Annotated in this window: 19 protein-coding genes; 13 read left to right on the top strand and 6 right to left on the bottom strand. The window is 57.2% G+C overall.

The window, feature by feature from the left end; genetic code table 11:
• Positions 1-87 precede the first annotated feature (87 nt).
• The 5 genes from M9Q49_RS33800 (at position 88) to M9Q49_RS33780 (ending at position 5,938) form a co-directional block, all read left to right on the top strand.
• Positions 88-573, top strand: a complete 486-nt coding sequence (locus M9Q49_RS33800) for a hypothetical protein (protein WP_254513751.1) — start codon at positions 88-90, stop codon at positions 571-573.
• 23 nt (positions 574-596) lie between these two features.
• Positions 597-1,325: a HisA/HisF-related TIM barrel protein gene (locus M9Q49_RS33795; protein ID WP_254513750.1), complete on the top strand. Its 729-nt coding sequence runs from the start codon at positions 597-599 to the stop codon at positions 1,323-1,325.
• A gap of 10 nt (positions 1,326-1,335) precedes the next feature.
• On the top strand, positions 1,336-2,706 hold the full coding sequence (gene lepB / locus M9Q49_RS33790) for a signal peptidase I (RefSeq protein ID WP_254513749.1): 1,371 nt from the start codon (positions 1,336-1,338) through the stop codon (positions 2,704-2,706).
• Between the two features lie 109 nt (positions 2,707-2,815).
• On the top strand, positions 2,816-5,050 hold the full coding sequence (locus M9Q49_RS33785) for a spermidine synthase (protein WP_254513748.1): 2,235 nt from the start codon (positions 2,816-2,818) through the stop codon (positions 5,048-5,050).
• Positions 5,051-5,143: 93 nt separating this feature from the next.
• Positions 5,144-5,938: a class I SAM-dependent methyltransferase gene (locus M9Q49_RS33780; protein ID WP_254513747.1), complete on the top strand. Its 795-nt coding sequence runs from the start codon at positions 5,144-5,146 to the stop codon at positions 5,936-5,938.
• Between the two features lie 82 nt (positions 5,939-6,020).
• On the opposite strand, the gene M9Q49_RS33775 is transcribed toward M9Q49_RS33780, so the two are convergent.
• Positions 6,021-6,317 (bottom strand): hypothetical protein, encoded by a 297-nt coding sequence (locus tag M9Q49_RS33775; protein ID WP_254513746.1) that lies wholly within the window; start codon positions 6,315-6,317, stop codon positions 6,021-6,023.
• Positions 6,318-7,403: 1,086 nt separating this feature from the next.
• Here M9Q49_RS33775 and M9Q49_RS33770 point away from each other — a divergent pair.
• The gene (locus M9Q49_RS33770; RefSeq protein WP_254513745.1) at positions 7,404-8,435 is read left to right on the top strand and encodes a hypothetical protein; all 1,032 of its coding nucleotides are present in this window, start codon (positions 7,404-7,406) and stop codon (positions 8,433-8,435) included.
• A gap of 45 nt (positions 8,436-8,480) precedes the next feature.
• Here M9Q49_RS33770 and M9Q49_RS33765 read toward each other — a convergent pair whose 3' ends face one another.
• Complete coding sequence (locus M9Q49_RS33765) at positions 8,481-8,873, bottom strand: hypothetical protein (protein ID WP_254513744.1); 393 nt, start codon at positions 8,871-8,873, stop codon at positions 8,481-8,483.
• A gap of 195 nt (positions 8,874-9,068) precedes the next feature.
• Here M9Q49_RS33765 and M9Q49_RS33760 point away from each other — a divergent pair, with 195 nt between their 5' ends.
• The 3 genes from M9Q49_RS33760 (at position 9,069) to M9Q49_RS33750 (ending at position 10,840) form a co-directional block, all read left to right on the top strand.
• On the top strand, positions 9,069-9,218 hold the full coding sequence (locus tag M9Q49_RS33760; RefSeq protein WP_254513743.1) for a hypothetical protein: 150 nt from the start codon (positions 9,069-9,071) through the stop codon (positions 9,216-9,218).
• Between the two features lie 300 nt (positions 9,219-9,518).
• Positions 9,519-10,091 (top strand): hypothetical protein, encoded by a 573-nt coding sequence (locus M9Q49_RS33755; protein WP_254513742.1) that lies wholly within the window; start codon positions 9,519-9,521, stop codon positions 10,089-10,091.
• Positions 10,088-10,840, top strand: coding sequence for a hypothetical protein (locus tag M9Q49_RS33750; protein ID WP_254513741.1), 753 nt, complete (start codon positions 10,088-10,090; stop codon positions 10,838-10,840). The genes M9Q49_RS33755 and M9Q49_RS33750 overlap by 4 nt, the downstream gene beginning before the upstream one ends.
• 116 nt (positions 10,841-10,956) lie before the next feature.
• Here M9Q49_RS33750 and M9Q49_RS33745 read toward each other — a convergent pair whose 3' ends face one another.
• The gene (locus M9Q49_RS33745; RefSeq protein WP_254513740.1) at positions 10,957-11,919 is read right to left on the bottom strand and encodes a restriction endonuclease; all 963 of its coding nucleotides are present in this window, start codon (positions 11,917-11,919) and stop codon (positions 10,957-10,959) included.
• Positions 11,920-11,959: 40 nt separating this feature from the next.
• Positions 11,960-13,324: a phosphomethylpyrimidine synthase ThiC gene (gene thiC / locus M9Q49_RS33740; protein WP_315861227.1), complete on the bottom strand. Its 1,365-nt coding sequence runs from the start codon at positions 13,322-13,324 to the stop codon at positions 11,960-11,962.
• A 144-nt stretch (positions 13,325-13,468) separates the two neighbouring features.
• Between thiC and M9Q49_RS33735 the strand changes: the two genes are divergently transcribed.
• On the top strand, positions 13,469-15,616 hold the full coding sequence (locus M9Q49_RS33735) for a hypothetical protein (RefSeq protein WP_254513739.1): 2,148 nt from the start codon (positions 13,469-13,471) through the stop codon (positions 15,614-15,616).
• Positions 15,617-15,900: 284 nt separating this feature from the next.
• Complete coding sequence (locus tag M9Q49_RS33730; RefSeq protein WP_254513738.1) at positions 15,901-16,356, top strand: DUF5684 domain-containing protein; 456 nt, start codon at positions 15,901-15,903, stop codon at positions 16,354-16,356.
• Between the two features lie 85 nt (positions 16,357-16,441).
• On the opposite strand, the gene M9Q49_RS33725 is transcribed toward M9Q49_RS33730, so the two are convergent.
• Positions 16,442-17,170, bottom strand: a complete 729-nt coding sequence (locus M9Q49_RS33725; RefSeq protein WP_254513737.1) for a class I SAM-dependent methyltransferase — start codon at positions 17,168-17,170, stop codon at positions 16,442-16,444.
• Between the two features lie 252 nt (positions 17,171-17,422).
• On the opposite strand from M9Q49_RS33725, the gene M9Q49_RS33720 reads away from it, so the two are divergent.
• The gene (locus tag M9Q49_RS33720; RefSeq protein ID WP_254513736.1) at positions 17,423-18,958 is read left to right on the top strand and encodes an amino acid permease; all 1,536 of its coding nucleotides are present in this window, start codon (positions 17,423-17,425) and stop codon (positions 18,956-18,958) included.
• Positions 18,959-18,965: 7 nt separating this feature from the next.
• Here M9Q49_RS33720 and M9Q49_RS33715 read toward each other — a convergent pair whose 3' ends face one another.
• The gene (locus tag M9Q49_RS33715) at positions 18,966-19,958 is read right to left on the bottom strand and encodes a hypothetical protein (RefSeq protein ID WP_254513735.1); all 993 of its coding nucleotides are present in this window, start codon (positions 19,956-19,958) and stop codon (positions 18,966-18,968) included.
• 212 nt (positions 19,959-20,170) lie between these two features.
• Between M9Q49_RS33715 and M9Q49_RS33710 the strand changes: the two genes are divergently transcribed.
• Positions 20,171-22,798 (top strand): DUF1549 domain-containing protein, encoded by a 2,628-nt coding sequence (locus M9Q49_RS33710; RefSeq protein ID WP_254513734.1) that lies wholly within the window; start codon positions 20,171-20,173, stop codon positions 22,796-22,798.
• Positions 22,799-22,831 lie beyond the last annotated feature (33 nt).

Raw genomic sequence — 22,831 nt, 5'->3', positions numbered from 1 at the left:
CTGCCAAGGACCAGTGCTGCACAAACGTGCAAGATCGGCATGGGATGCCAGAAACAATTCCCTGTCCTGTTTTGAGAAGGTACTGGAATGAATCTGTCGATGAAGTTGCTCGTGGCTGGATGTTTGTCGGTCGCCTGTGCGGTTGCTGTTCCGACGCTGCAGGCCCAAAAGGTGGATGGTAAAGCCGAAGCCAAGACCGAGGCAAAAGCTGGTGAGAAGAAAGCGTCACGCCGCCTGCCGAATTTTTACGGCGATTTGGTCGATGGAACCCAGAAGCAGAAGATCTACGACATCCAAGATAAGTACACTCCGCAAATCGACGCGTTGGCCGAGCAGATCAAGACGCTGCAACAAAAGCGCGATAGCGAAATCGAAGGTGTGTTGACGCCCGAGCAAAAGGTGAAGTTCGACAAGGCCAAGGCCGAGTCGAAGACCAAGGCTGCCGAACGGGCCGCGGCGAAAAAGGCCACGGATAAGGCAGTTGTCGAAGTCAAGGCAACGACGCCAGCAATCACGCCCACAACAGCTCCGGCTGCGATCGCTCCTGCGGCGGTAACCAAGCCCATTAAGTAACGCTCGAAGTGCCGAATAACTCGATGCGTGTTGTCCCAGTGATCGATTTGCTCGGCGGAATGGTGGTCCGTGGCGTTGGTGGCCGGCGTGATGAATACCGGCCGATTGTCAGCTCGCTCGTCGATTCCGCCGAGCCTCAGGCAGTTGCTGCCGCGCTGCGGCAACACTTTGGTTTGCCGCGCGTCTATGTCGCCGATCTCGATGCGATCATGCGCGGGGAGCGCGATGTAAAATCCTGGCGGGCGATCGCTGACGCCGGCCTGCAGCTATCGATCGACGCCGGTTTGAAGAGTGCCGACGAGGCCAATGAGCTGGAAGATTTTCTAGCTCGCGATTTTGCTGAGGCCGAGTACGTCATCGGCCTCGAGTCTTGGCAAGACCTTGCCGAGTTGGCGAAACTCTCGCGTCCCGAGGTCGCCGTCTTTAGCCTCGATCTGAAGCAAGGCCGACCGCTGACGAAAGACCTCGCGTGGCAAGCAGCGACGCCGCAGGAAATTGTCGCCGAAGTCTATCGCCACGGCCTGCGACGGCTAATCGTGCTCGACCTTGCCGATGTCGGCAGCGGTCAGGGAACATCGACGTTGTCGCTCATCCGGCAATTTCTTGCCCGTTGGCCCGATTTGCAAATCGTCGCGGGGGGAGGCATTCGAGGGCCAGCCGATCTGCGAGAATTACAGGCGGCAGGCATCCGCGGGGCGCTGGTGGCCTCGGCGCTGCATGACGGCAGGCTTACTGCGCAAGACATCATCTGACAGATTTAAAATGAGCATCGGCAGCAACAGTTCCAGCCACCTGAGCACCCCCGAATTGCGGCGGATCAAGCAATCGATTGCTGGGATCATGCTGCTGCTGACTCTGTTGATTGGCTTTCGATTATGGTGCCTCGAAGGGCTGCTCTTTCCCGTATCGATTGCCGGCGCGTCGATGGCCAATACGCTTGTCGGGCCGCACTTTCGCGTGACCTGTCAAGATTGTGGTCATGCTTTTCGCTGCGATGCCACGTCGACGCCGGGCACGCTGGAAGTTGAGTGCCCTAACTGCGGCTATGCCCACAACAAACTTCGCCCCGCCGATTTTCAAGCTGGTGAGCAGGTCCTCGTCGATCATTGGGTCTATTTACTAGGGCGGCCGCAGCGGGGCGATATCGTCGCCTTCACGCATCCCGATGACGACGCGCCGCGCGTGGTCAAGCGGATCGTAGGTTTGCCCGGCGAACAAATCGCCATTCGCCGCGGCGACATCATTGTCGACGGCAAATCGGCGACTAAGAATCTGGCTCAATTGCGAGCGCAGGCGATTCTGGTGCATGACAGCGCGCAGACGCCGCAAAAATCCGAGGATCTGCCGAAGCGTTGGGAAGCGCGAGCCGACAACAGCTATTGGACCGAGCGCGAGGGGAGTTATTTTTATCGGGCTCACACGCCCGGCGGCAATAAATCGAGCGAACAGGGCATCGTTCCGCAGACCGACTACGACTGGCTGTCATTTCGCTACTTTCGCCGCAGCGATGCGCCAGAGCCGCACAGCATAGTTTCGCCGATTCTCGATTTCGACGAATTCAATCAGGCCGTGAATCGGTCGCTCAATCCTGCTTCGGATCTTCTGCTCACCTGCCGAGCCAGCATTGCCCGCTACGGCTGCCTGGTCTTCGCCGCCGTCGACGGCGACGACCGTTTGGAGGTGCATCTTTGCCATGACGAGCGAAAGTTGAAGGTTTTTCAAAACGGCAAGCTCCTCGCAGTTGAATTGCTGCCGCATCGCAATCACGATGAGCCGATCGATATTCAGTTTGCCCTCTGCGATCAGCGTGTGCTGTTTGGCATGGACGGCCGGCAGGTGCTGGCCCAGCCGTACGAGCGAATCAATTCCGAAGCGCCGCCGACAGATCCACAACTGCAGATCGGCGCCGCGGGAGCACGCATCCGCATCAGCCACGCCAAGGTTTATCGAGACATTTACTACCTCGAGCCGCAGAGCACACCCCGCCCCTGGCATGCCGAGCAGCGGATTCCGCCAAACCATTATCTGGTGCTTGGCGACAACCCGCCGGTCTCGACCGACAGCCGCCAATGGCCCCATGCCGAAGTGCCGTCGACGGCCATCCGCGGCCGGGTCATCCGGCCTTGGTGGTAGCTACTTCATCACACCCACCGTTCCGCATGACCACTAGGCGCGCAGTTTGCTGCGACTGGTCATTTTGCGCCCAACCCACCTGCCTGTATCCGCCGGAGTCCTCTGCTCGATGAACACTATTTCGCCGAATCTAACGACGCGCGCGGTCCAGCGCGAATCGACGGGCGTGATTGTCGGGTTTGCTACCACGATCTTTCTCAGTGCTTTTCTGCTGTTTCAAGTTCAACCAATGTTGAGCAAAGTGCTGCTGCCGTGGTTTGGCGGCAGTCCCGCTGTTTGGACAGCGGCCATGCTCTTCTTTCAATTGGTGCTGCTGGGCGGCTATTACTATGCCCACTTCCTGAGCACCCACTGCACGAACAACCAGCGCCTGGTGATCCACTTGAGCGTGCTGGCCCTCGCCGCCATCAACGTCGGCTGGAACCGCCTGACCCCACCGCAATTTTTGCGGCCAACGAGCGGCGCTGACGATCCATTGCTGCAAACGCTGCTGCTGCTGGGAGTGACGGTCGGCTTGCCGTACTTCGCTCTTTCCTCAACCGGCCCGTTGCTGCAGAAGTGGTTTCACGATGTGCTGCCGGGGAGTTCGCCCTATCGCTTGTTCGCGCTGTCGAACTTCGGTTCGCTCGTGGCGTTATTGAGCTATCCCTTCTTCTTCGAGATTCGCTGGGGGGTGACTGGCCAGGCCTGGTATTGGTCGCTGGCTTACATGGTGTTCGTTGGCTGCTGTGCGTTGTGCGCAGTAGGCAGTTGGCGAGCACGGCGAGAGATGGCAGAAGCGAAAAAAGATGCCGGGCCGAGGGCCGAGATCGATGTAAGTGCCGCCGCGCCGCCATCGTGGCAACAGCTTGGCTATTGGTTGGGCTTGTCGACGCTGGCTTCGATCATGTTCCTCGCCGTGACAAATGAGGTCTGCCAGAACGTCGCACCCGTGCCACTTTTGTGGGTCGTGCCGCTGTCGCTTTATCTCTGCTCGTTCATCGTGGCCTTTGATCACAGCCGTTGGTATTCGCGGTGGGGATTCGGCTTCGGTGTGCTCGTGCTGCTCGCGCTCGTCGTCAACTATGAACCCACGCTGGAACGTTTCGACTCACTGCTGAATCGACTGCTCGGCCGCGTCGGCGACGACAAGATTGCCCTGGTCGAACTGTGGTCGCTCGCGGCCGCCTGCTATTTCTTCGCCCTGTTTTTGATCGCGACGCTCTGCCATGGCGAACTGGCCCGCTCGCGGCCGGCGCCGGAACATCTGACGAAGTTCTATCTGACCATGTCGCTCGGCGGCGCTGCCGGTGGACTCTTCGTCAATCTCGCGGCTCCCTATTTGTTCGATACGTTCTTCGAATTTCCGCTGGGGATCGTCATCACGACGGTCACCGCTAGTGGTCTGCTGTTTGCCGCAGGGACGCAGCTCGCGTCGCACTCCATTCGTCGCTATTGCAATGTAGCCGTCATTGCCATCGCCAGTATTCCCCTCGTCAGTGTCGCGCTGCAGCAGATCGAACGGGAAAATCCAAAGTACCGCACGCTCCATGAATCGCGCAACTTCTACGGCGTGGTCACCGTCATGCACCGCGCCATCGGCGATCCGAAAGGGGACGAGAACTACACGTTCTTCAGTGGCAACATTCAACACGGCAAACAGTTGGCCGATCCCGCGCGGCGGAAGATTCCGCTCACCTACTACGGCGAGGGTTCCGGCTGCGAAACGGCCGTCAAGCTAGTGCAGTCCCGCTCGCCGGAATGCCACATCGGTGTCGTCGGCCTCGGCGTTGGCACGATCGCCGCTTACGCCCGTGAAAAAGACACGCTGCGGTTTTACGAGATCAATCCCGAAGTGATTCGGATCGCTCAAGACGAGCGCTGGTTTCATTTTCTCAGCGATTGCCCCCAACGACCCGAAGTGGTTCTGGGCGATGCTCGGTTGCAACTCGAACTAGAACTGAAGAAGAGTGGCAGTCAGGAATTTGATGTCCTCGTGATCGACGCGTTCTCGGGCGATGCTGTGCCGACGCACTTGCTCACGCGCGAAGCCTTCGACGTTTATCTGCAGCACCTCAAACCGGGCGGTGTGCTGGCCATGCACATCACCAATACGCATCTCGATCTTTATCCCGTCGTCACCCAGCTGGCAAAGAACGCCCAGTGCGCTCAGCGGCGGATTTACAAACCGGGCAACAGCGAAAAACTGCTGCAGCGGTCGTATTACTTCCTGGTGGCTCGCGACGAACAAACGCTCGCTAGCGTGACCGACGAAATCAGCGAGCTCCCCGACTATCTCCGCCGCCCGCGTCAGGTGCCGATGTGGACCGATGACTACACCAACCTGACGAGCCTGCTGCGATAAGTCGGTGCTGGCGATCCGATTGATCTTGACCCCCCCGGGCAGGATCGCAATAGTACGCCGGATCGAACTCCGGAAATTATCAGGATTGCAGCCATGTCTATTACACGTAACGCCAAGACCAAGGCTTTTGGCGTCGAAGAAGGTTATCCCACTTACCGCCTCCGCCAGGCCCGCTATTACGACCTCGGGCTCGATTGCTCGCGCTGGGCCGAAGAGCACTATGTCACGACCGGCCGCAAGTGCGAACTGCTCGACATCGGTACCTACGACGGCGTGACCCGCCGCTACTGCGAAATCCATCCCGGCAACGAACACCTCAGCTACCACGGCGTCGACATCTTTCCGAAGGGGAAAGAGTTCGTCTACAAGTCGGCCGACTGGAAGCTGCACCACATCGATCTTTCGACGGGTCTGCCCGAGTTGAAGACCGCCGCCTATGACATCGTCGTTTGCGAACAAGTCCTCGAACACCTGCACGATCCGCAGCTCGCCCTCCGTGAGATCGAACGAGTCCTCAAGCCCGGTGGCCGCATGGTCGTCGGCGTGCCGATCTTTCTCGAAGGCTTGCATCTCATCCGCAAACATCTCGTCCCCGTCTACGATCGCGTCGTAAAAACGCCGCCCCGCGGCCACGTGCAAGCCTGGTCGAAGCGGACCTTCATGCGGATGGTTCGCCAGACCTGTCCGCACATCAAAGTCGAAACGACTCGCGGCTTCCGGATTCTCTCCGGTGGCGTCCTTCGCCCGCTGGAATATCAGCGTTGGTGGTGGCAACTCAACCGCCGCGTTGGCGCGATGGTTCCCGGTCTCTGCACCGAGATCCAAATGATCGCCCAAAAGCCCGGCGTCGTTGCGAAGGAAACTTTGCCGATGAAGCGCGCTGCTTAGCTTTGCTCCTCTTCGTACCCGTCGTAGGTCAGCTTTCGTAGGTCAGGTCGGTACTCCGCCCTGACCGATGAGCAACATCTCATTACTCGCCAATCGCTGCCGCGTGACCTTCGCCGCACGAAAATGGCCAGCGAACACCGGGTGAGTACTCCTGTGCCACCCCGCCGAGTTCAATTCTTGCCCCGTTCGATCCACACCATAAAGCCTGCCCGGGCACATCCGCTGGATCGTCCATCGTCGGCCGCGGTTTGTCGCGCATCCGCAGCAGCACCACAGGTTGATCGGCTGCAAACGACTCCCGTTTGCCATCGCCGGCCGCTGACCAGACATAAACCTTGTCCGTCAGGTCCACGCAACTAATACTGTCGGCTGAACTCATCGGGGACTCTCCAGAAAACCTAGGTCCGCCTGTCGCATTCCTTCGTCACAAAAGCGAAAGACATTGCAACCAGCTCTACGACAATCATCCATCCATTAGATGCTGAGTGTTTGACAACTCCGGTCCACTTTCTGTGCTCTGTCTGAAATATGTCCGACAATTGCAGACTGAGATACATACTTCCCCGACCCGGCGCCCCCCAGCTGAACACCCCTCTTTCGGACCCCCGAAATATAACAGGTGATACGAAATGCAGAATCCGCCTCAACCCCTTACTTTGGAATTAGTTAAGGCAGTTATCGAGTGCAATATCACGCCCGGAGTATTGCACTTTATTGCCACTAGATCGGGTGGCCACCAGAGGCCTTGAACAGGGCCAGAAACTCCTCCCAAAACGCTGGCAGCAGCCGCACGCGGTAAACAGTGAACCGACCATCCGGCAAACGAAGAGACACGCCCAGATTGCCAACTTAGGTCTGACGCAAATCGGCAATCAGAAGGAGGCGATTGCCGATCAGGCGGAAGGCTCCGGGCAACGTCGGCCAGAGCTCCATTCGGTTTTCGCCTGCGCCGCAGCGCGGCCTTACCTCAGAACGGCCTGAGGTCCGCTGTGCGTTGCCAAACAAGCCCGCACCAGAGTGGCCAGCGAACACGGGTGGGTACACCCGTGCCACTCGCCGATTTTCAGAAACTGCCAAGCAGCAGGCTCAGGCCTTACTTCGCTGGCTTCTTCTTGTCGTCCTTTGGCTTCTTCTTAGTCTTCTTGTCGTTCTTCTGGCTGTTGTTGCCTTTGCCCATGATCGTGCATGCTTCCATGAAAAGTGTGTGCGAAAAATCGTGCGCTCGCTTTATAGCATATCCATCGACGGGCACCGCACGGGCAGATAGCGCCGTCGCGACCTGACCACCATCGACAGGACGTGTAACAAAGTCTGGAGTTCTACGCCTCGGATTGTATGCGGTTGAGTTAACTGCCTCTCCGAGGCCGCTGCACCCCATCCGCGCCAGAGTGGCCAATCGATGCTCTTGGCCCCTTTCGTTCCTGCCTGAATCTATCCCACCCGTTGAACTAATAGGATCTTTGCCATGGTTTGGCTTATCGACCCCGTACATGCAACACAGCCCAAGATCGACGCGTACCTTGGGGCAGGTTCCTACCAAGAATGGGTCACGAGAACGCGCGAAGCAAACGAAGCGCTCGCAGACTGGGACCGTTTCAAGAACATGGTTCCGGTTCGTGCTCAGCCCTATATCACCGGACTCGGAGGTCTAGACGCTGACACTCTTCTCAAGGCGGGCCAGGACTACTCGTGGGGCATCGAGCAGATCGAGAAGGGCAAGAAAATCAACCAGGACCAGTTGCAGGATATTCAAGCCATTCGCGATATGGCCGAGGAAGCGCTGAGAATCGAAACGGGCATCCTCAAGGGTGCGATGATCGTCGCGGGCTTGAACGCCTACCTCACCGGCATGTTTCGCAACGCCCAGCAAATGGCAGCCGAAGCGATTCCGAAGATTCAAAAACTGGAATCGGCATTGAAGAAGGCCAAACAAAATGCCACGGAAGCGCGGGCTCAGCAAGTGATCAACATCGGCATTACGATCGTGACCGAGGTCTTTCTGCCCGAACTGACCGTCATCAAGCGTGTGGGCGTGGCCGTGGGAACCTGGGCGCTCGACAAGGCGCTGGGCACCGACAAAACCACGCCGCTGCGCGACACCGTTTCCGACGGCGCCGATTACGGCGAAATCCTCGCGGCCGGTATCGAAGATTGGAAGTGGCTCGCGCCTGCGGAAAAGAGCGCCGTCAAATCTGCCAGCAAGGGACTGAGCGTCGTTGGTATGTACTTCGATCAAGACGAAGTCAACAACGCGCTTAAGCAAGTGGAAATCGTGCAGGCCATCCTCACCGAAGCCGTCGCCTCCCTCAAACGCGTCAAAGCCCTGATCGAGCGCCTGCGGCCTGGCATGGTCACATGGCGCAACCAACTTATCGCCTCCGCCAAGGCCGTCAAAGAAGCCCAAGCCGACGCCGAAGCGGTTCGCGACAACTATCGACAGTTAAGCACAACAGCGAAATGGTATTACAGCTCTCCCGTCGTGTGGCGCGCCGCGTAACGGCCGTGCCACCCCGCCGCTGTTGACAGCAATTGTCGAGTTGCGTTACTGCGCCTCCAGCCTCAGAAACCGTAGTTCAAATCTACCGCCGATGAACTCAAATTCGTAAAGCACGCCATGCTCCATGAGCTTAATAACGACCCAATGCTCACGAGAATACTTGGGATAAACCTCCCAATGCATGTTCTTGTCCGTTAGATTTTCCAGAGTCTGTTCCAGGCCATCTCCAATGGGAAACTCAAATCCTGGAATTCGATTGACCGCTGAAAAATCTGAGACTTCGACCGAAAACAGGCGATCATCGCTAAACAGGAACTCATTGCCATCGACGAAAATCGAGTAGCTGCCTGTATCTTGGACGGAATGCAAGTGTTTTTCCGGCTTCACTCGCAATTGGCTGGTGAGTTGAGCGTATGTCTTGCCCAAAAGCGACTTCATATTTAGTCCAAGTGACCGTCCAACAATCGCAATAGCGGTAGGGCAGGCTCCCGCCTGCCAAAAGGACTCAGACCACCAAATCCGTGCTCATCATCCGTTCCACACTTGGCCCAATCAACTGAATTCTCATCGCCACATCCAACCGGCAGGCGGCAGCATGCCCTACGTAACTTGATCGAGCGCCTGCGACCTGGAATGCTCACCTGGCGTAACCGGCTTCTCGCCTCCGCCCGTGCCGTCAAAGAATCCAAGGCCGATGCCGAAGCGATTCGCGACAACTATCGCCAGTTAAGCACTGCAGCGAAATGGTATTACAGTTCGCCCGTCGTGTGGCTCGCCGCGTAACGGGCCACTAAAACCCAGCGGGCTGGCACACATCCACCCGCCGCAATGTGGCAGGCGGAATTCCGACCTGACCTACTTGGCTTCAACCAAAACTGGCACGCGACGCCACACGAGAATTGCCCTCAGGCATAGGTAGAACCCATGCCACCCAGGAAAGAGCAGCAACCCGGGCGTGCCACCCCGCCATCTCTATGCCAATCCAGCACTGACCAGGACACCAGCGCCACTCCGCAGGATATGGACATTGTACATTTCAATCCATATGATGATCCATACCATAATCATTCGGAGAATAGGAATATGTCGAAGGGTATCGCAACTGTGGTTACTAAGATTGTCGCTGAGCTAGAAAGCCTGAACAACGACGACGAGCGCGAGCGTGCAATCGCTGGGGCTCGCGCGATATTGGGAATGAATCCTGGTAATAGTCCAGGTGCTCCAAGAGACTCGAGCGCTACCGCATCTGGCGACAATGCGGAATCATTAGAGGGTATTTCAAGCGCCGGACTTGCGTGGATAAAGCGAAACCACATCACAGGCGATTCGCTCCAACAGCATTTTCATGTCGAAGATGGTAAAGCTACGCTTATCGGCTCGCCTATTGGGGCCACAAAGCGCGAGCAATCTATTAATGCATATCTGTTTACTGGAATAGCTATGCTGTTAGCAACCGGCAAGCCTGATTTTACGGACAAAGCGGCGCGGGATCATTGCACAGCATTGGGGTGCTATGATTCTGCAAATCACTCTGCTACGACAACCCAGTTTGGCAATAAGATCACCGGAACAAAGAAGACGGGCTGGAAACTAACTGCACCCGGCCTAACGGCAGCCGCAGCATTGTTGAAATCGCAAAAGGAGGAAAGTAATTGATCCTTCCTTCCCAAGCATTTGCTGCACTTCCGGCTGGACTTCGCGATCCGCTACTCGAAGAATACCGACTCATCGCGCAGAACTATGTGGAAGGCAAGTGGCTGCCTTCAGAACTTAGCGGTGGGCGGTTTTCCGAGATTGTCTACACAATTCTTGATGGCCATGCTAAGGGAGTTTACGCAAGCTCGCCGAGCAAGCCACAGAATTTTGTCCAGGCTTGCCGGAATTTGGAGAATAATGCAAATGAACCAAGGAGTTTTCAGATACTGATTCCACGATTGCTTCCAGCGCTCTATGAAATCAGAAATAATCGCAATGTAGGGCACGTCGGCGGCGATGTAGATTCAAATCACATGGATGCCACGGCTGTTTTGTCAAATGCAAGCTGGATAATGGGTGAGCTTATCCGCGTGCTCCACAATCTTGCAATCGCCGACGCTCAGCAAGTCGTGGATCAGTTAGTAGAACGTCGAATTCCGATCGTGTGGCAATCGGTTGATATGAAAAGGGTGCTGAATCCGAAGCTAAAACTCCAAGACCAAGTATTGCTCCTAATCGCCTCATGTGCATCGCAATGCAACGTTGACGATTTGCAAAAATGGCTAGACTACGAAAATAAGGCCTATTTCAGTAAGATTCTGAAGGAACTCCACTCGCAACGGTTAATCGAATACTCTGAGCAACACCGAACTGTCCATATTCTGCCGCCAGGTAGTAAATATGTCGAAGGCTTGCCCAAAGAGATCTGAGTGCGTTTCGGGACAACTACAAATCTAGTCCCATATTTCAAGTGGCATATCTGGCTATCGCCGGGCTAATGCTCCGCCAGCTCAACGCGGACTGACCTGACCTACTTGGGCCTCGGCTAATCCCAGCGATTTCCGTATTCTGCAAGCTCTCCTATTGTGTATGAATTACGACTAATTCCGGTTTCAAAATTCCCTCGGACAGGGTTGTAGTAGTCATAGTGGTCACGATCAAAATGGTCGCTATACGGTAAAATTCGCCGGAGCTTGATGTCCCAGTACGTTATGTACCACATGCCGGTGCCATCACTGTGTAATCCATAGCCATCGTGCAATGCCGACTCAAATGCGTCGGGCAGCAGAGATGGCATCGTGTCCCGCGGAACCAAGTAGTCCGCAAACACTTTGAATTGGTCATGTTTATCATCGAAGTAGATCGCGCGAGGGCGAATCACTTCGTGTTCTGCCTTTGGCTTGATGCTTTCAAGTCGTGAGATTATATACTCACACTCGCTAAGATTTGGGTATTTTCCAGCGATACGACTGCTGAGGTGAAGAAAGTACGTCTTATAGTGTGCTGTCCATTTGTTCGGCGCACCGGCGTTATACAGCTTCCATGGTGTAGCGGCGAAACTACGAGGGAAAAACAAGTGCCCCAGTGAAAAGCAGCGAGGTTCGGCGAGCCGCTTTTCAAGGTCCACTCCATCCCATATCGCTGTAACCAGCCGATTTTCTGGCTTTTCGGCCAATTCTCTCAACTTAATGACTAGCGCGGAACTGGGCTGCGTTGAACATGCTAGTAGAAATCCCTCCGCTCCAGCTTGCCGGCAATCATCTATGATCGAACCCAAATCCTCTCGGCCAACGGATTTCCCCGAATGAGCGTAGTGCTTGCATTGAATTAGCCATCGCCTCGCAAAGTCACCAACCACACCATGAGCTTTCTCCGTTGCGAGAATATCGCGGCCATGATCAGGCCCCTTACCTGTCCATTGGGGATGAAGATCATAGATCAAACAGATTTCCCGAACAAATTGTTCAAAAGAAGTGCCGTCGGCGGGTAGTTCCTTAAAGTCAATCATCTTTAACGACAACTTTTTCCCACGAGGAATCTTTCGGCGATTACGACCCCGCATTCAGCGTCAACAAATTCTCCCCCGCAGCGTCTTCCTTCACGCTCAGGTCGCCGGCGACCGCCATCTTTCGAATATCTTCCGTGATCTTCATCGAGCAGTACTTCGGGCCGCACATGCTGCAGAAGTGGGCGGATTTGAACGTGTCTTGCGGGAGGGTTTCGTCGTGGTAGGCGCGGGCCGTTTCGGGGTCGAGGGACAACCGGAATTGTTCGTTCCAGTCGAAGGCGAAGCGGGCTCGGCTGAGGGCGTCGTCGCGGTCGCGGGCGCCGGGGCGGTGGCGGGCGACGTCGGCGGCGTGGGCCGCGATCTTGTAGGCAATCACGCCTTGCTTGACGTCTTCGCGGTTCGGGAGGCCCAGGTGTTCTTTCGGCGTGACGTAGCAGAGCATGGCTGCTCCGCTCCAGCCGGCGAGGGCGGCGCCGATGGCGGACGTGATGTGGTCGTAGCCGGGGGCGATGTCGGTGACGAGTGGTCCGAGGACGTAGAACGGGGCGCCCTTGCAGACTTCGATCTGCTTTTTGATGTTCATGTCGATTTGGTCCATCGGCACGTGGCCGGGGCCTTCGACCATGACTTGCGTTCCCTTTTCCCAGCCCATTTCGGTGCAACGGCCCAGGACTTCGAGCTCGGCGAATTGGGCTTTGTCGCTGGCGTCGGCGACACTGCCGGGCCGCAAGCCATCGCCGAGGCTCCAGGTGACGTCGTATTCGCGCATGATGTCGCACAGGTCGCCGAAGTGTTCGTACAGCGGGTTCTGTTTGCGGTGGGCCATCATCCACTTGGCGATGAGCGAACCGCCGCGGCTGACGATGCCGGTGACGCGGCCCATGGTCAGCGGCAGGTGCTCCATCAGCACGCCGCAGTGGACGGTCATGTAGTCGACGCCCTGCTTGGCTTGGTGTTCGACCATGTCGAGGAAGTGCTGCGGCCGCATGTCCTCGATGTTGCCGCCGAGCTCTTCGAGCATTTGATAAATCGGCACGGTGCCGATTGGCACCGTGCTGTGCTTGATGATCTCGGCGCGGATGTTGTCGATGTCCTTGCCGGTGGAAAGATCCATCACGGTGTCGGCGCCGAAGTGGACGGCCGTGTGGAGCTTTTCGAGCTCGTCGTTCACTCGGCTGGTGACCGCGCTGTTGCCGATGTTGGCGTTGATCTTGCAGCGGGCGGCGATGCCGATGGCCATCGGTTCGAGGCGGCCTTCGAGGTGAACGCGGTTGGCGGGAATAACCATGCGGCCGGCGGCGACTTCCTCGCGGACCTTTTCGGGTGTGAGTTGCTCGCGCTCGGCAACGAATTGCATCTGAGGAGTGATTTCACCAGCACGGGCAGCTTGGATTTGAGTGGCCATGGTTTCTTGCGGATGTTTTTATGAAACGGATCGGGATGAGTACCGGGCATTATAGCGGGAGTTGTGCGAGTGGGGTCAGGGATGGCCAGCAGGAGTCGAGATCTGGCGGAGCAGGCATTTGGGCTGAGTTCGTGGAATAATGTGGTGTATGCCGCCCGAATGGGTTGCGGGGCTAAGCTCATCTGCGGCAGGGAGATCGATATGCGGGCAACGAAGTGCGTGCTGGCGATCGCGTTGGTGGGAGGGTTGCTGGCGGTCGGCGCTGCTCATGGCGACGAACAGGGCTTTGTCGTCAAGCCGCCGGTGGTCACTGAGATGTCGCCAGCCGATCGGCAAGCGCGCGACGCCGTGGTGAAACTGATTGCGGAGAAGCAAAAGAAATTACCCACAGAGTGGGCTCTGACCGTGCCGGAGCGGGCCAGCGGCTTGCCGGCGAAGTACGACTTGCTGTTGCATCGCGGAAGCGGTTGCTTCATGGATACGGACGCTCGGCTCGAGATTCAGGTTCGCGACCAACAGGCGAAGTGGGAACTGACCGATAAGACGGGCATCTTTCGAGTCACACGGCCGGCGGCGGAAATCGATTCGCTTGTGCGGCAACTGGCCTATGCATTTCATGCCGTGGAGAAGCCTCGCGAGAGATACGGTTTTTCGAGTATTACGATCGGCCCCGCCCCTTTGTATGTGGAAGTGGTTTCGCGCGACGATAAATTTCCGTTTCACTTGCATCCCGCACACTTGCAGGCAGAAGAATCTGGAGACGAACCTCTGGAGAAAATTCGGAGTTACGCCTTTGCCCAACTGGCCGACTTTGCGTTTCCTGTTGCGGAGAAACAGGGCCAGGCAATTGCCGCAGCCGAGCAGTCTGCAGAAATTCTCCGCCGGCTGAAGGAGATTCCGCTAATCGCCGAATTCCGCGAGCAAACCGAGCTGCGGAAGAATCCATTTGAGACGCCTGAACAACAAGTGGCCGAGGCGAAGATGGCCGCGGGTAGAAGCCCCGAGGCCGTGCGGCAAGTAACTTCCGCGCATCGACACCAGCTTTGGGTAGAGCGGCATCTATACGGCAAGCTCGCCGTGAAGGTCGGCTTGGCAGAGGCGATGCCCGAGCTGAAGCGGCTGGAACTTGCCGATGAAACTCGGATGCTGGAGATCGCGACTTCGGCTGATCTGCAGGTCGCAATCAAGCGGGCGATTGCCTATCGATCGACCGAAAATCAAATGATCTCGCAATGGGCCGTGACGTTCACTCTCGATAAACAGCATCCGGAACGACTGATCTGGCTGATCGAAGTTCTGCCCGATTTGATCAAGCCGGAAACCCAAGAGCGGGCCGATCGCATTTGCTTCGTGCTGGCTCGGACCAAGCTGACCAAGGAGCACGTCGATCTGCTCACACAGCAGTATCGCGACACCAAACATCCGTTCCTGAAAATCTCGCTCGCGCACACCTTGCTGCGGCATACTCACGATGCCAGCTACTTCGACTTTCTCGCGCAGCAGGTGAGGACCTTAAAGCCGGAGAAAGAAACGTATCCCAAAGGCCCGCGCACGACGGCTGCTGATTACCTCTTCAGGTACGCAGCCGATACGGGCAAGTTCCGCAAAGAAGCTTATGAACTGCTCCAGGTGATCCTGGCTGAGTCTCGCCAGACCGAGACTCCGGACTCCTTTCACATGTTCGAGTTGGTGAAATTGCTGGGCAAACTCGGCAGCGAAAAGGACGTGAAATACCTAACAGGACTCTCCGAAAGTAAGTCCGTCTACCTGGCCAGTGAGGCGATCAAGGCGCTAGATGAGATTTCGCCACCGGTTGCCCTGCAGCAACTGCACCGCCGGATGGAGGAACTCATCAAGCAACCGGGAACCAAAGAGCAATTCACTCACGACTATTCGCATCTGGTGTATGGGAACTTTTCGGTGATCATCTTCAATCGCGACGTGGCAGCCGTGCCGTTGCTCAAGCGAGCCTGGGAGCGCCTGAATGCCAAAGAAAAACCTAAGCCGGTAACGAAGCCCGCAACTGGAGATGAATGGCTTGACTTGGGGTCGACGCCTGAACAGCCTGATAACGTCTCCGCCGGCTATGAACCGCAACATCTCATCGCCTTTCTGGAAGCCAAAAATGGCGTCGCTCGGGCCGAAGCGGCCATCGCGCACTTCGGAGACCGGGCCTCTCTCGAAGACAAGCCGCGGATGCAAAAGCTCGTCAAGCAACTCATCGCCGAAGGGGCGGATCCGAAACGTTGCGAAGAACTGCTGCGGGATCCGTATGAAGAGGAGAGGGAATGAAAGGAAGGAAGGGATGAAGAGGTTAGGGGAAGACGGAGGAGAGCCAGAATTGCCGAGAGCTGCTTCGGCTCTTCGTCCCCTCCGCTCTTCATCTCTCCCTCATCCTCTGCCCGCCGCTTGGTGGAAAATTTTGCGGCTAGTAGCAACTGTAGCGACGATGAGTACAATACCCCTCGCGAGGGCCGGCTAGCAAAAACAGCGCCGCCTTTCCGTTAGCGCTGCTCGCGTTGTGTACGTCTACCTACAGTTCATGGGCGAGTCTCTATTCACGAGGGAACGCGGATATGTTGTCAAGTTTGATGCTGCTGGCTTTTCAAGTGCCGGACGACCTCAATTTCGATCCCAATAACGCGCCCGGCGGTGGCGGCGGCGGGATCATGGGTGCCCTGTGCGGCGGCGTCGGTTCGCTGTTTTGCTTCGCCATCATCTTCGCCATCGCGCTAATCCCGCTCATTGGCATGTGGAAGCTGTTTGAAAAAGCCGGCAAGCCTGGTTGGGCGGCAATCGTCCCGATCTATAACGCCTACGTGCTGACCGAAATCGCCGGCATGGACATCATGTGGTTCTTTTTCACGTTTGTTCCCTGCTTGAACATCGTGGCCGCGGTCATGATCTGGATCAACGTCGCCAAGAACTTCGGCAAGGACACCGGTTATGCGATTGGTATCATTCTGTTGCCGATCGTGTTCATCCCGCTGCTGGGCTTCAGCGATGCTCGCTACACGCCCATGAAGCACTAGAAGAATTGCAGATTGAAAATGGCAGATTGCAGATTGGGGACAGGTCTCCCTAATCTGCAATCTCAAATCTGCCATCTGCAATTCCTTACTCCTTCGTCGGCTTCCAGCTTTCATCACGGCCGAAGAACATCAGGTGTTGCCACGGCAGCTTGTCGAACTCTTTCACAAGCTTCAGGCCGTTGGCGGGGTATTCTTTCAGGATCTGTTCCTTCGTCATTTTGTGCTCGGGTTTAATCGGCACTTCGGGGTCTTCGGCCCGGTATTCGACCAGCGCGATCAGGCCGTCAGGCGATAGCGACTCGCGCATCGCGCTGAGCATTTGCTTGGGGTGCGAGAACTCGTGGTAGACGTCGACGCAGAGAATGAGGTCGATCTTGCCGGCCGGCAGTCGCGGGTTGGTGAACGTGCCGAGGATCGGCGAGACGTTTTTCACCCCCTGCTTGTCGGCCCGGTCGTTGAGGAACTTCAGCATCTCGGGCTGAATGTCGACAGCGTAGAGGTGCCCTTTCTCGCCGACCATCTTAGCTAGTTGCAGCGTGTAAAAGCCGTTGCCGCAACCCATGTCGCAGATGTTCATGCCCCGCTTCACGCCCAGGTTGGTAAGGAGCAGTGAGCAGCGCTCCTCTTGTTCGCGGTTCTCGCGGATCAGCCATTCGGCGCCGAGAAAGTGCATCGTCTGTGCGATCTTGCGCCCCTTATATTCGGTGAGGGCCGGCGGCTGAACCACGTCGGCAGGCTTGGCTGGCGGGCGTTCCTGGGCAAAGGCCACGGCCGACGAGAGAACAAGGCAACAACCGACGAATCGCAGGAACATCGCAGGCAACTCCGCGTGCTGGGTTTCTTCAGAAGGAGAGTTTGCAGATTAAGCGCCGGCTGCGGAGCAAACAACTACCGGCCGAACGCCGGGCGGTGCGTTCGGCCAGAACTTTCGAGACTGTGCGCTGATTATTGGAAACGACATTGTTTCTGGCACAGCCGAGGATTACGCTAATCCCAACTTTCGGCTGCCGATCGCCACCTCTCGTCCAATTTCGGAATCTCTGCCCAACAAGGCCTCCGTTCTGCAATGAGCAAGAATCAACTCTTCGCCACCAAATCGCTCAAAGTCCTGCTCGACGACATGGCCGGCGACCACAGCCTGAAGCGAGCGCTCGGCCCTGTCTCGCTCACCGCCCTCGGCGTGGGAGCCATCATCGGCGCGGGAATCTTTGTCGCGACCGGCGAAGCAGCTCGCAATGTGGCCGGTCCGGCGCTGATGATTTCGTATGTCGTCGCCGGCCTGACGTGTGTCTTTGCGGCGCTCTGCTATGCGGAGTTTGCTTCGATGGCGCCGGTGGCCGGTTCGGCCTATACCTATGCCTATGCGACGTTGGGCGAACTTTTTGCCTGGATCATCGGCTGGGATCTGGTGCTGGAATATGCCGTGGGGGCGGCGACGGTCGCGAACGGTTGGTCCGGATACTTTCAAAGCGTGCTGACGAAAATCGGCGTGCATATACCCGATGTTTTAAGCAAATCGCCCATCGTCTATGAGAATGGTCACTATGTGATGACCGGGGCCTTTGTCAATTTGCCCGCGGTCATCATCGTGGCGATCATGACGGTGATTCTGGTGCGCGGCATTCAAGAGAGCGCCAGCTTTAACGCCCTGATGGTGTTCATCAAGTTGGCCGCGGTGCTGTTCGTCATCATCGTCGGCGCTTTTTACATCAATCCTAAAAACTGGACACCTTTCGCTCCTTACGGCTGGACAGGTGTGGGCTTTTTCGGCATTCCGCTGGCCGGAACCGTGGGCGACGATCACAAGCCGCTGGGCATGCTCGCCGGATCGGCGATCATCTTCTTTGCGTACATCGGCTTCGACTCGGTTTCGACACACGCCGAAGAAGCGAAGAACCCCAAGCGCGACGTGCCGATCGGCATTATTCTGTCGCTGCTGATTTGCACGGTGCTGTACGTCGCCGTGGTCGCCGTGCTGACCGGCATGGTTCCTTATCAAAACCTGGATCCCAAAGCGGGTGTTTCGAGTGCGTTTAAAGGGGCGGGGCTGCCCTGGGCCGAATTCATTATCGCTGCGGCCGGCGTGGCGGGGATCACCTCGGTGCTGCTAGTGATGATGCTCAGCGCCCCACGCGTCTTCATGGCCATGGCCCGCGACGGCCTGGTGCCAAAGCGGTTCTTTGCCGACGTCCATCCGACTTACAAAACGCCGTGGAAGAGCACGATCTTGATTGGCCTCTTTGTGGCGTTTCTCTCGGGCCTGTTGCCGCTCGACGCGCTGCTGCACCTGACCAACATCGGCACGTTGTTCGCCTTTGTGATCGTGTGCGCCGCGGTGCTCATTATGCGACGGACCAACCCTGAAGCCGAACGGCCATTCCGTTGCCCGCTAGTGCCGGTGATTCCGGTGCTGGGCATTTTGTTTTGCCTGTTGTTGATGCTCTCGCTCCCTTGGGAAAACTGGCTACGGCTGATTATCTGGCTAGCGCTCGGTATGGTCATCTATTGGTTCTACGGCCGCCATCACAGCATCCTGGGCATGGAACTGCGGGGGGAACTAGCCAAGCGTGGCGCGAGCCCGGCAGGGGCGATAAAGCACTAAAGCCAACTTAGGGCGTGGTGGTTGTGATCGTCACTTTCACGCCAGGCTTGGTCTGGCGGTAGGAGTTGATGGCAGCTTCGGTTCCCATGGGAAGTGTCAGATGCACTTCTTTCAACTTGGGGATCTGCTGCAATTGCTGAAACACCTCGTCGGTCAAGTTGTTGCTATCAACTCTTAGCGCGAGGAGCGACGGGTGCCCCGCAAAAGCGGCGAAGCAACTGTCTGAGATGCTGTCTGACTTCAAGGTCAAGAATTTCAAGTCGCGATGCTCGGCAAGTTTGCTGACGCCGAGATCAGTGAGTTGATCGCTGCGCACCTCGATCAGGGAGAGACCGTCTTCGCGGGTAATTCGATCGAGTGTTTGCTCAGAAAAACCGGGGAGATCGCTCCCTTGCGTGAATAGTTGCAAACGACGTGGATTCGAACTGACCACCGCATGCCAACCAGGTTGCTGCAAACGTTGCATGACCTGGGCCTCCATTCTTTGTTCGTCAATCTGATGCTGTTGCGCCAGTTGCTGCATCTTCAACACATGGAAGGGGTGGCGATTCGCAACCCAGAGGCCAATTGCGACGATGATCGCGACCTGCACTAAGATCAACGTACGAAGTGAAAATGCAAACCGCCGCGAATCCTTCTCCGGCTCGGCTATTGTCGCTAGATGTCGAACCGTGCGCCGATAGGCGACCCCAAACGCCAACAGATAACCGAGTAAACAAATGGTGGTGACCGATTGCATGTCCAGCGGTTGGTAGCCGGCGATCAGGTTACTCAACAACTGAACGATGCCAACACCGAACAAGGTACTGGCAACGCAAACGACAACTCCCGTTCGCCAGGCAACCCACGCGCTGCTCCGCCATGTCCGCCATTGAAACGGAGGCCGCCGCAGACAGGCGAAGGTAGCTATTGCCGGGCCGACGACAGACATCACGAGCATCGCACCAAACGTGAGTTCCCACGCTGCATACAAGTCGCGGCGAATGAGATAGTTGAGCATCTCCAATTTCTGGCATTCTCCTGCGAGTTTTGCAATCAGCCTGCAGGCCGCAGCGACTACGACCTGGCGCAAAGCCAAACCATCCGCCGCACAACCCACTGGAGATTTCAATTCGCTTTACGCCGCCTGCGCGGGTGGATTAAGATAGGCGTGGTTGCCGACCGAATCGGCAACTCCCCGCCTACCTCCCCACCTGCGAACGGAACACATCCTTGCGTCCACTCTTGGTATGCCTCGCCTGGCTGTGCTGCGCCGTTCCGACGTTGGCCGCGGAACCCACGCTGAAAGTTTTTCCCGCGACGATCACGCTCGATGGTGCGAATGACCGGGCCGGCATCGTGGCACTCCTGAAGACCGATAGTAAGACCGTCGATGTTACCGGTCAGGTGAAGATCAACTCGTCGAAGGCAGACCTCGTCGCTATCGAAGGTCGTGAAGTCATCGCCCGCGCCGACGGCGAAGCGGAACTGACGATCGAACACTCCGGCCAGACCGCCAAGATTCCGCTCGTCGTGAAAAACGCCGATGCGCAAACGCCGCCGTCGTTTCGTCACGACGTGCTGCCGGTCCTCACTCGCTACGGCTGTAATCAAGGCGCCTGCCACGGCAAGCTGGCCGGCCAGAACGGTTTCAAACTTTCGCTCCGCGGTTACGCTCCCGAGTGGGACCACGGTTGGCTGACGCGCGAGTTCTTTGGCCGACGTGTGAGCACGGCAGCACCGGACCAAAGCCTGCTCATCAAGAAGCCAAACGGCCGCGAGCCGCATGGCGGCGGTCGGTTGTTTGAAACCGGCAGCCGCGCCGAGAAGACACTGCTCGCATGGATCACCGCCGGCACGCCGAACTTGATTGCGACAGAACCTGCTGTCACGAAGATCGAAATCCTTCCCGGCGATCGCACGCTTGCAGCCGGTGACACCCAGCAACTGTCGGTATACGCCACCTACGACGACGGCCGTGTCCGCGATGTCACTTGGCTCGCGCAGTTCTTCACCAACGATGCCAGCGTCGTCGAAGTTTCATCGGCTGGTCTCGTGAAATGTCTGCGGGCTGGCGAAACCGTCGTTCGCGTTCATTTTCAAGGCGAAGTAGTTGTCGCCCAGCTCACGATTCCATTCGCCGAACCGGTTCCTGCCGAGCAACTAGCCGAACGCCGCAACGTCGTCGATCAGCATGTGTTTGAAAAGCTCGCTGCGCTGCGCATTCCTCCGTCGCAAGCCGCCGATGACGCGACCTTTCTCCGCCGTGTATACCTCGACACCATCGGCACGCTTCCAACCGAAGCCGAAGCAGAAAAGTTTCTCGCTGATTCGTCGCCGAACAAACGGCAACAGTTGATCGAAGAACTCCTCGCTCGGCCCGAGTGGATCGACTTTTGGACACTGCAACTCTGCGATCAACTGCAGAACCGCAAAGAACGCGACCACGATGTGCGCGGCACGAAAGGTGTGCGATCCTTCCAAGCCTGGATGCGCAAGCAATTGCAAGCCAACCGCAGCTGGGATCAGATCGCCGCCGATGTCCTCACTGCCCAAGGCAACGTCGGCGAACATCCCGAGCTGGGCTACTTCATCGTCACTTTGGGTGAACAGCGCCGGGTCGAAGAGTCCGAAGTGGTTTCTTCCGTTGCCCAGTCGTTTCTCGGCACTCGCATCGGTTGTGCGAAGTGCCACAACCATCCGCTCGAGCGCTACACGCAAGACGATTACTATCGCTTCGCCGCCTTCTTTGCTCGCGTGCAATTGAAACGCAAGAATCCGAACGAAGGTTTGACACAACTCGTCATCGGCACCGAAGACGAAGAGCGCGATCAGAAGAATCTCGACGAGCGGCAGAAGAAAGTCGACGAAGCCCGCAAGAATCTCGAAGGCAAAGAAGGCAAAGAGCTTGAGAAGGCTCAGCAGGAAGCGGATCGTCGGCAAAAGGAGTTCGACGAGCAGAAAAACCGCCTCGCCGAAAATAAGCGGAACCCGAAAGTTCGCCAGCCGCGCACCGGCCAGATGATGCCGCCTTTGCCGCTCGACCGGAGCGAAGTGAACACCGAAGATGGCGAGGACCCGCGGTCGTCGCTCGTCCGCTGGATGCATCAGCCGAGCAACAACGCGTTCGCCGGCAACATGGTCAACCGCCAGTGGAAGCACTTCTTCAGCGTCGGTCTCGTCGAGCCCGTCGATGATCTGCGTGCCAGCAATCCGCCGTCGAATCGCGAACTCTGGAACGCGCTCGTGCAGGAATTTGTCGCGCACAAGTACGATTTGAAGCACTTGCAGCGGCTGTTCCTCAACTCGCGGGCCTATCAGCTGAGCAGCGGCACCGTCGCAGCCAACGAGCAAGACAATCGCCACTACTCGCACTATTACGCTCGTCGTTTGCCCGCCGAAGTGCTGCTCGACGCGTTGAGCCAGGTCACGAACATCCCTGATCAATTTCAAGGTTATCCGGTCGGCCTGCGAGCGATTCAGATTCCCGATCCGGGCGTCAGTTCATCCTTCCTGTCGATGTTCGGCCGTAGCGATCGCGTCACCGCCTGTGCTTGCGAGCGGAGTGGCGAAGTCACGTTGCCACAGTTGCTCCATTTGCAATGTGGCGATGGTTTGTCACAAAAACTGAGTCAGCCGGAAAGTCACCTCAAGCAACTTCTTGCTGACAAGATGGACGATGAAAAGTTGATCCGTTCGATCTTTGTAGCGGCCCTCTCGCGTCAACCGAAGCCGAGCGAGCTCCAAGCCGTGCAGTCCGCACTCGATGGCACGAAACTCGACGACGGCTCGCGCGAAGAAGCGATCAAGGATTTGTATTGGGCGGTGCTGAATACCAAGGAATTTGCGTTCAATCATTAAGGCGGGGCTGGGAACTAGGAGCTGGGGCTAAGG

It is taken from the genome of Anatilimnocola floriformis, from assembly GCF_024256385.1.
Classification (GTDB): domain Bacteria; phylum Planctomycetota; class Planctomycetia; order Pirellulales; family Pirellulaceae; genus Anatilimnocola; species Anatilimnocola floriformis.
Note: the sequence above shows the minus strand (reverse complement) of the source record. Positions and strands in the feature narration are given on the sequence as shown.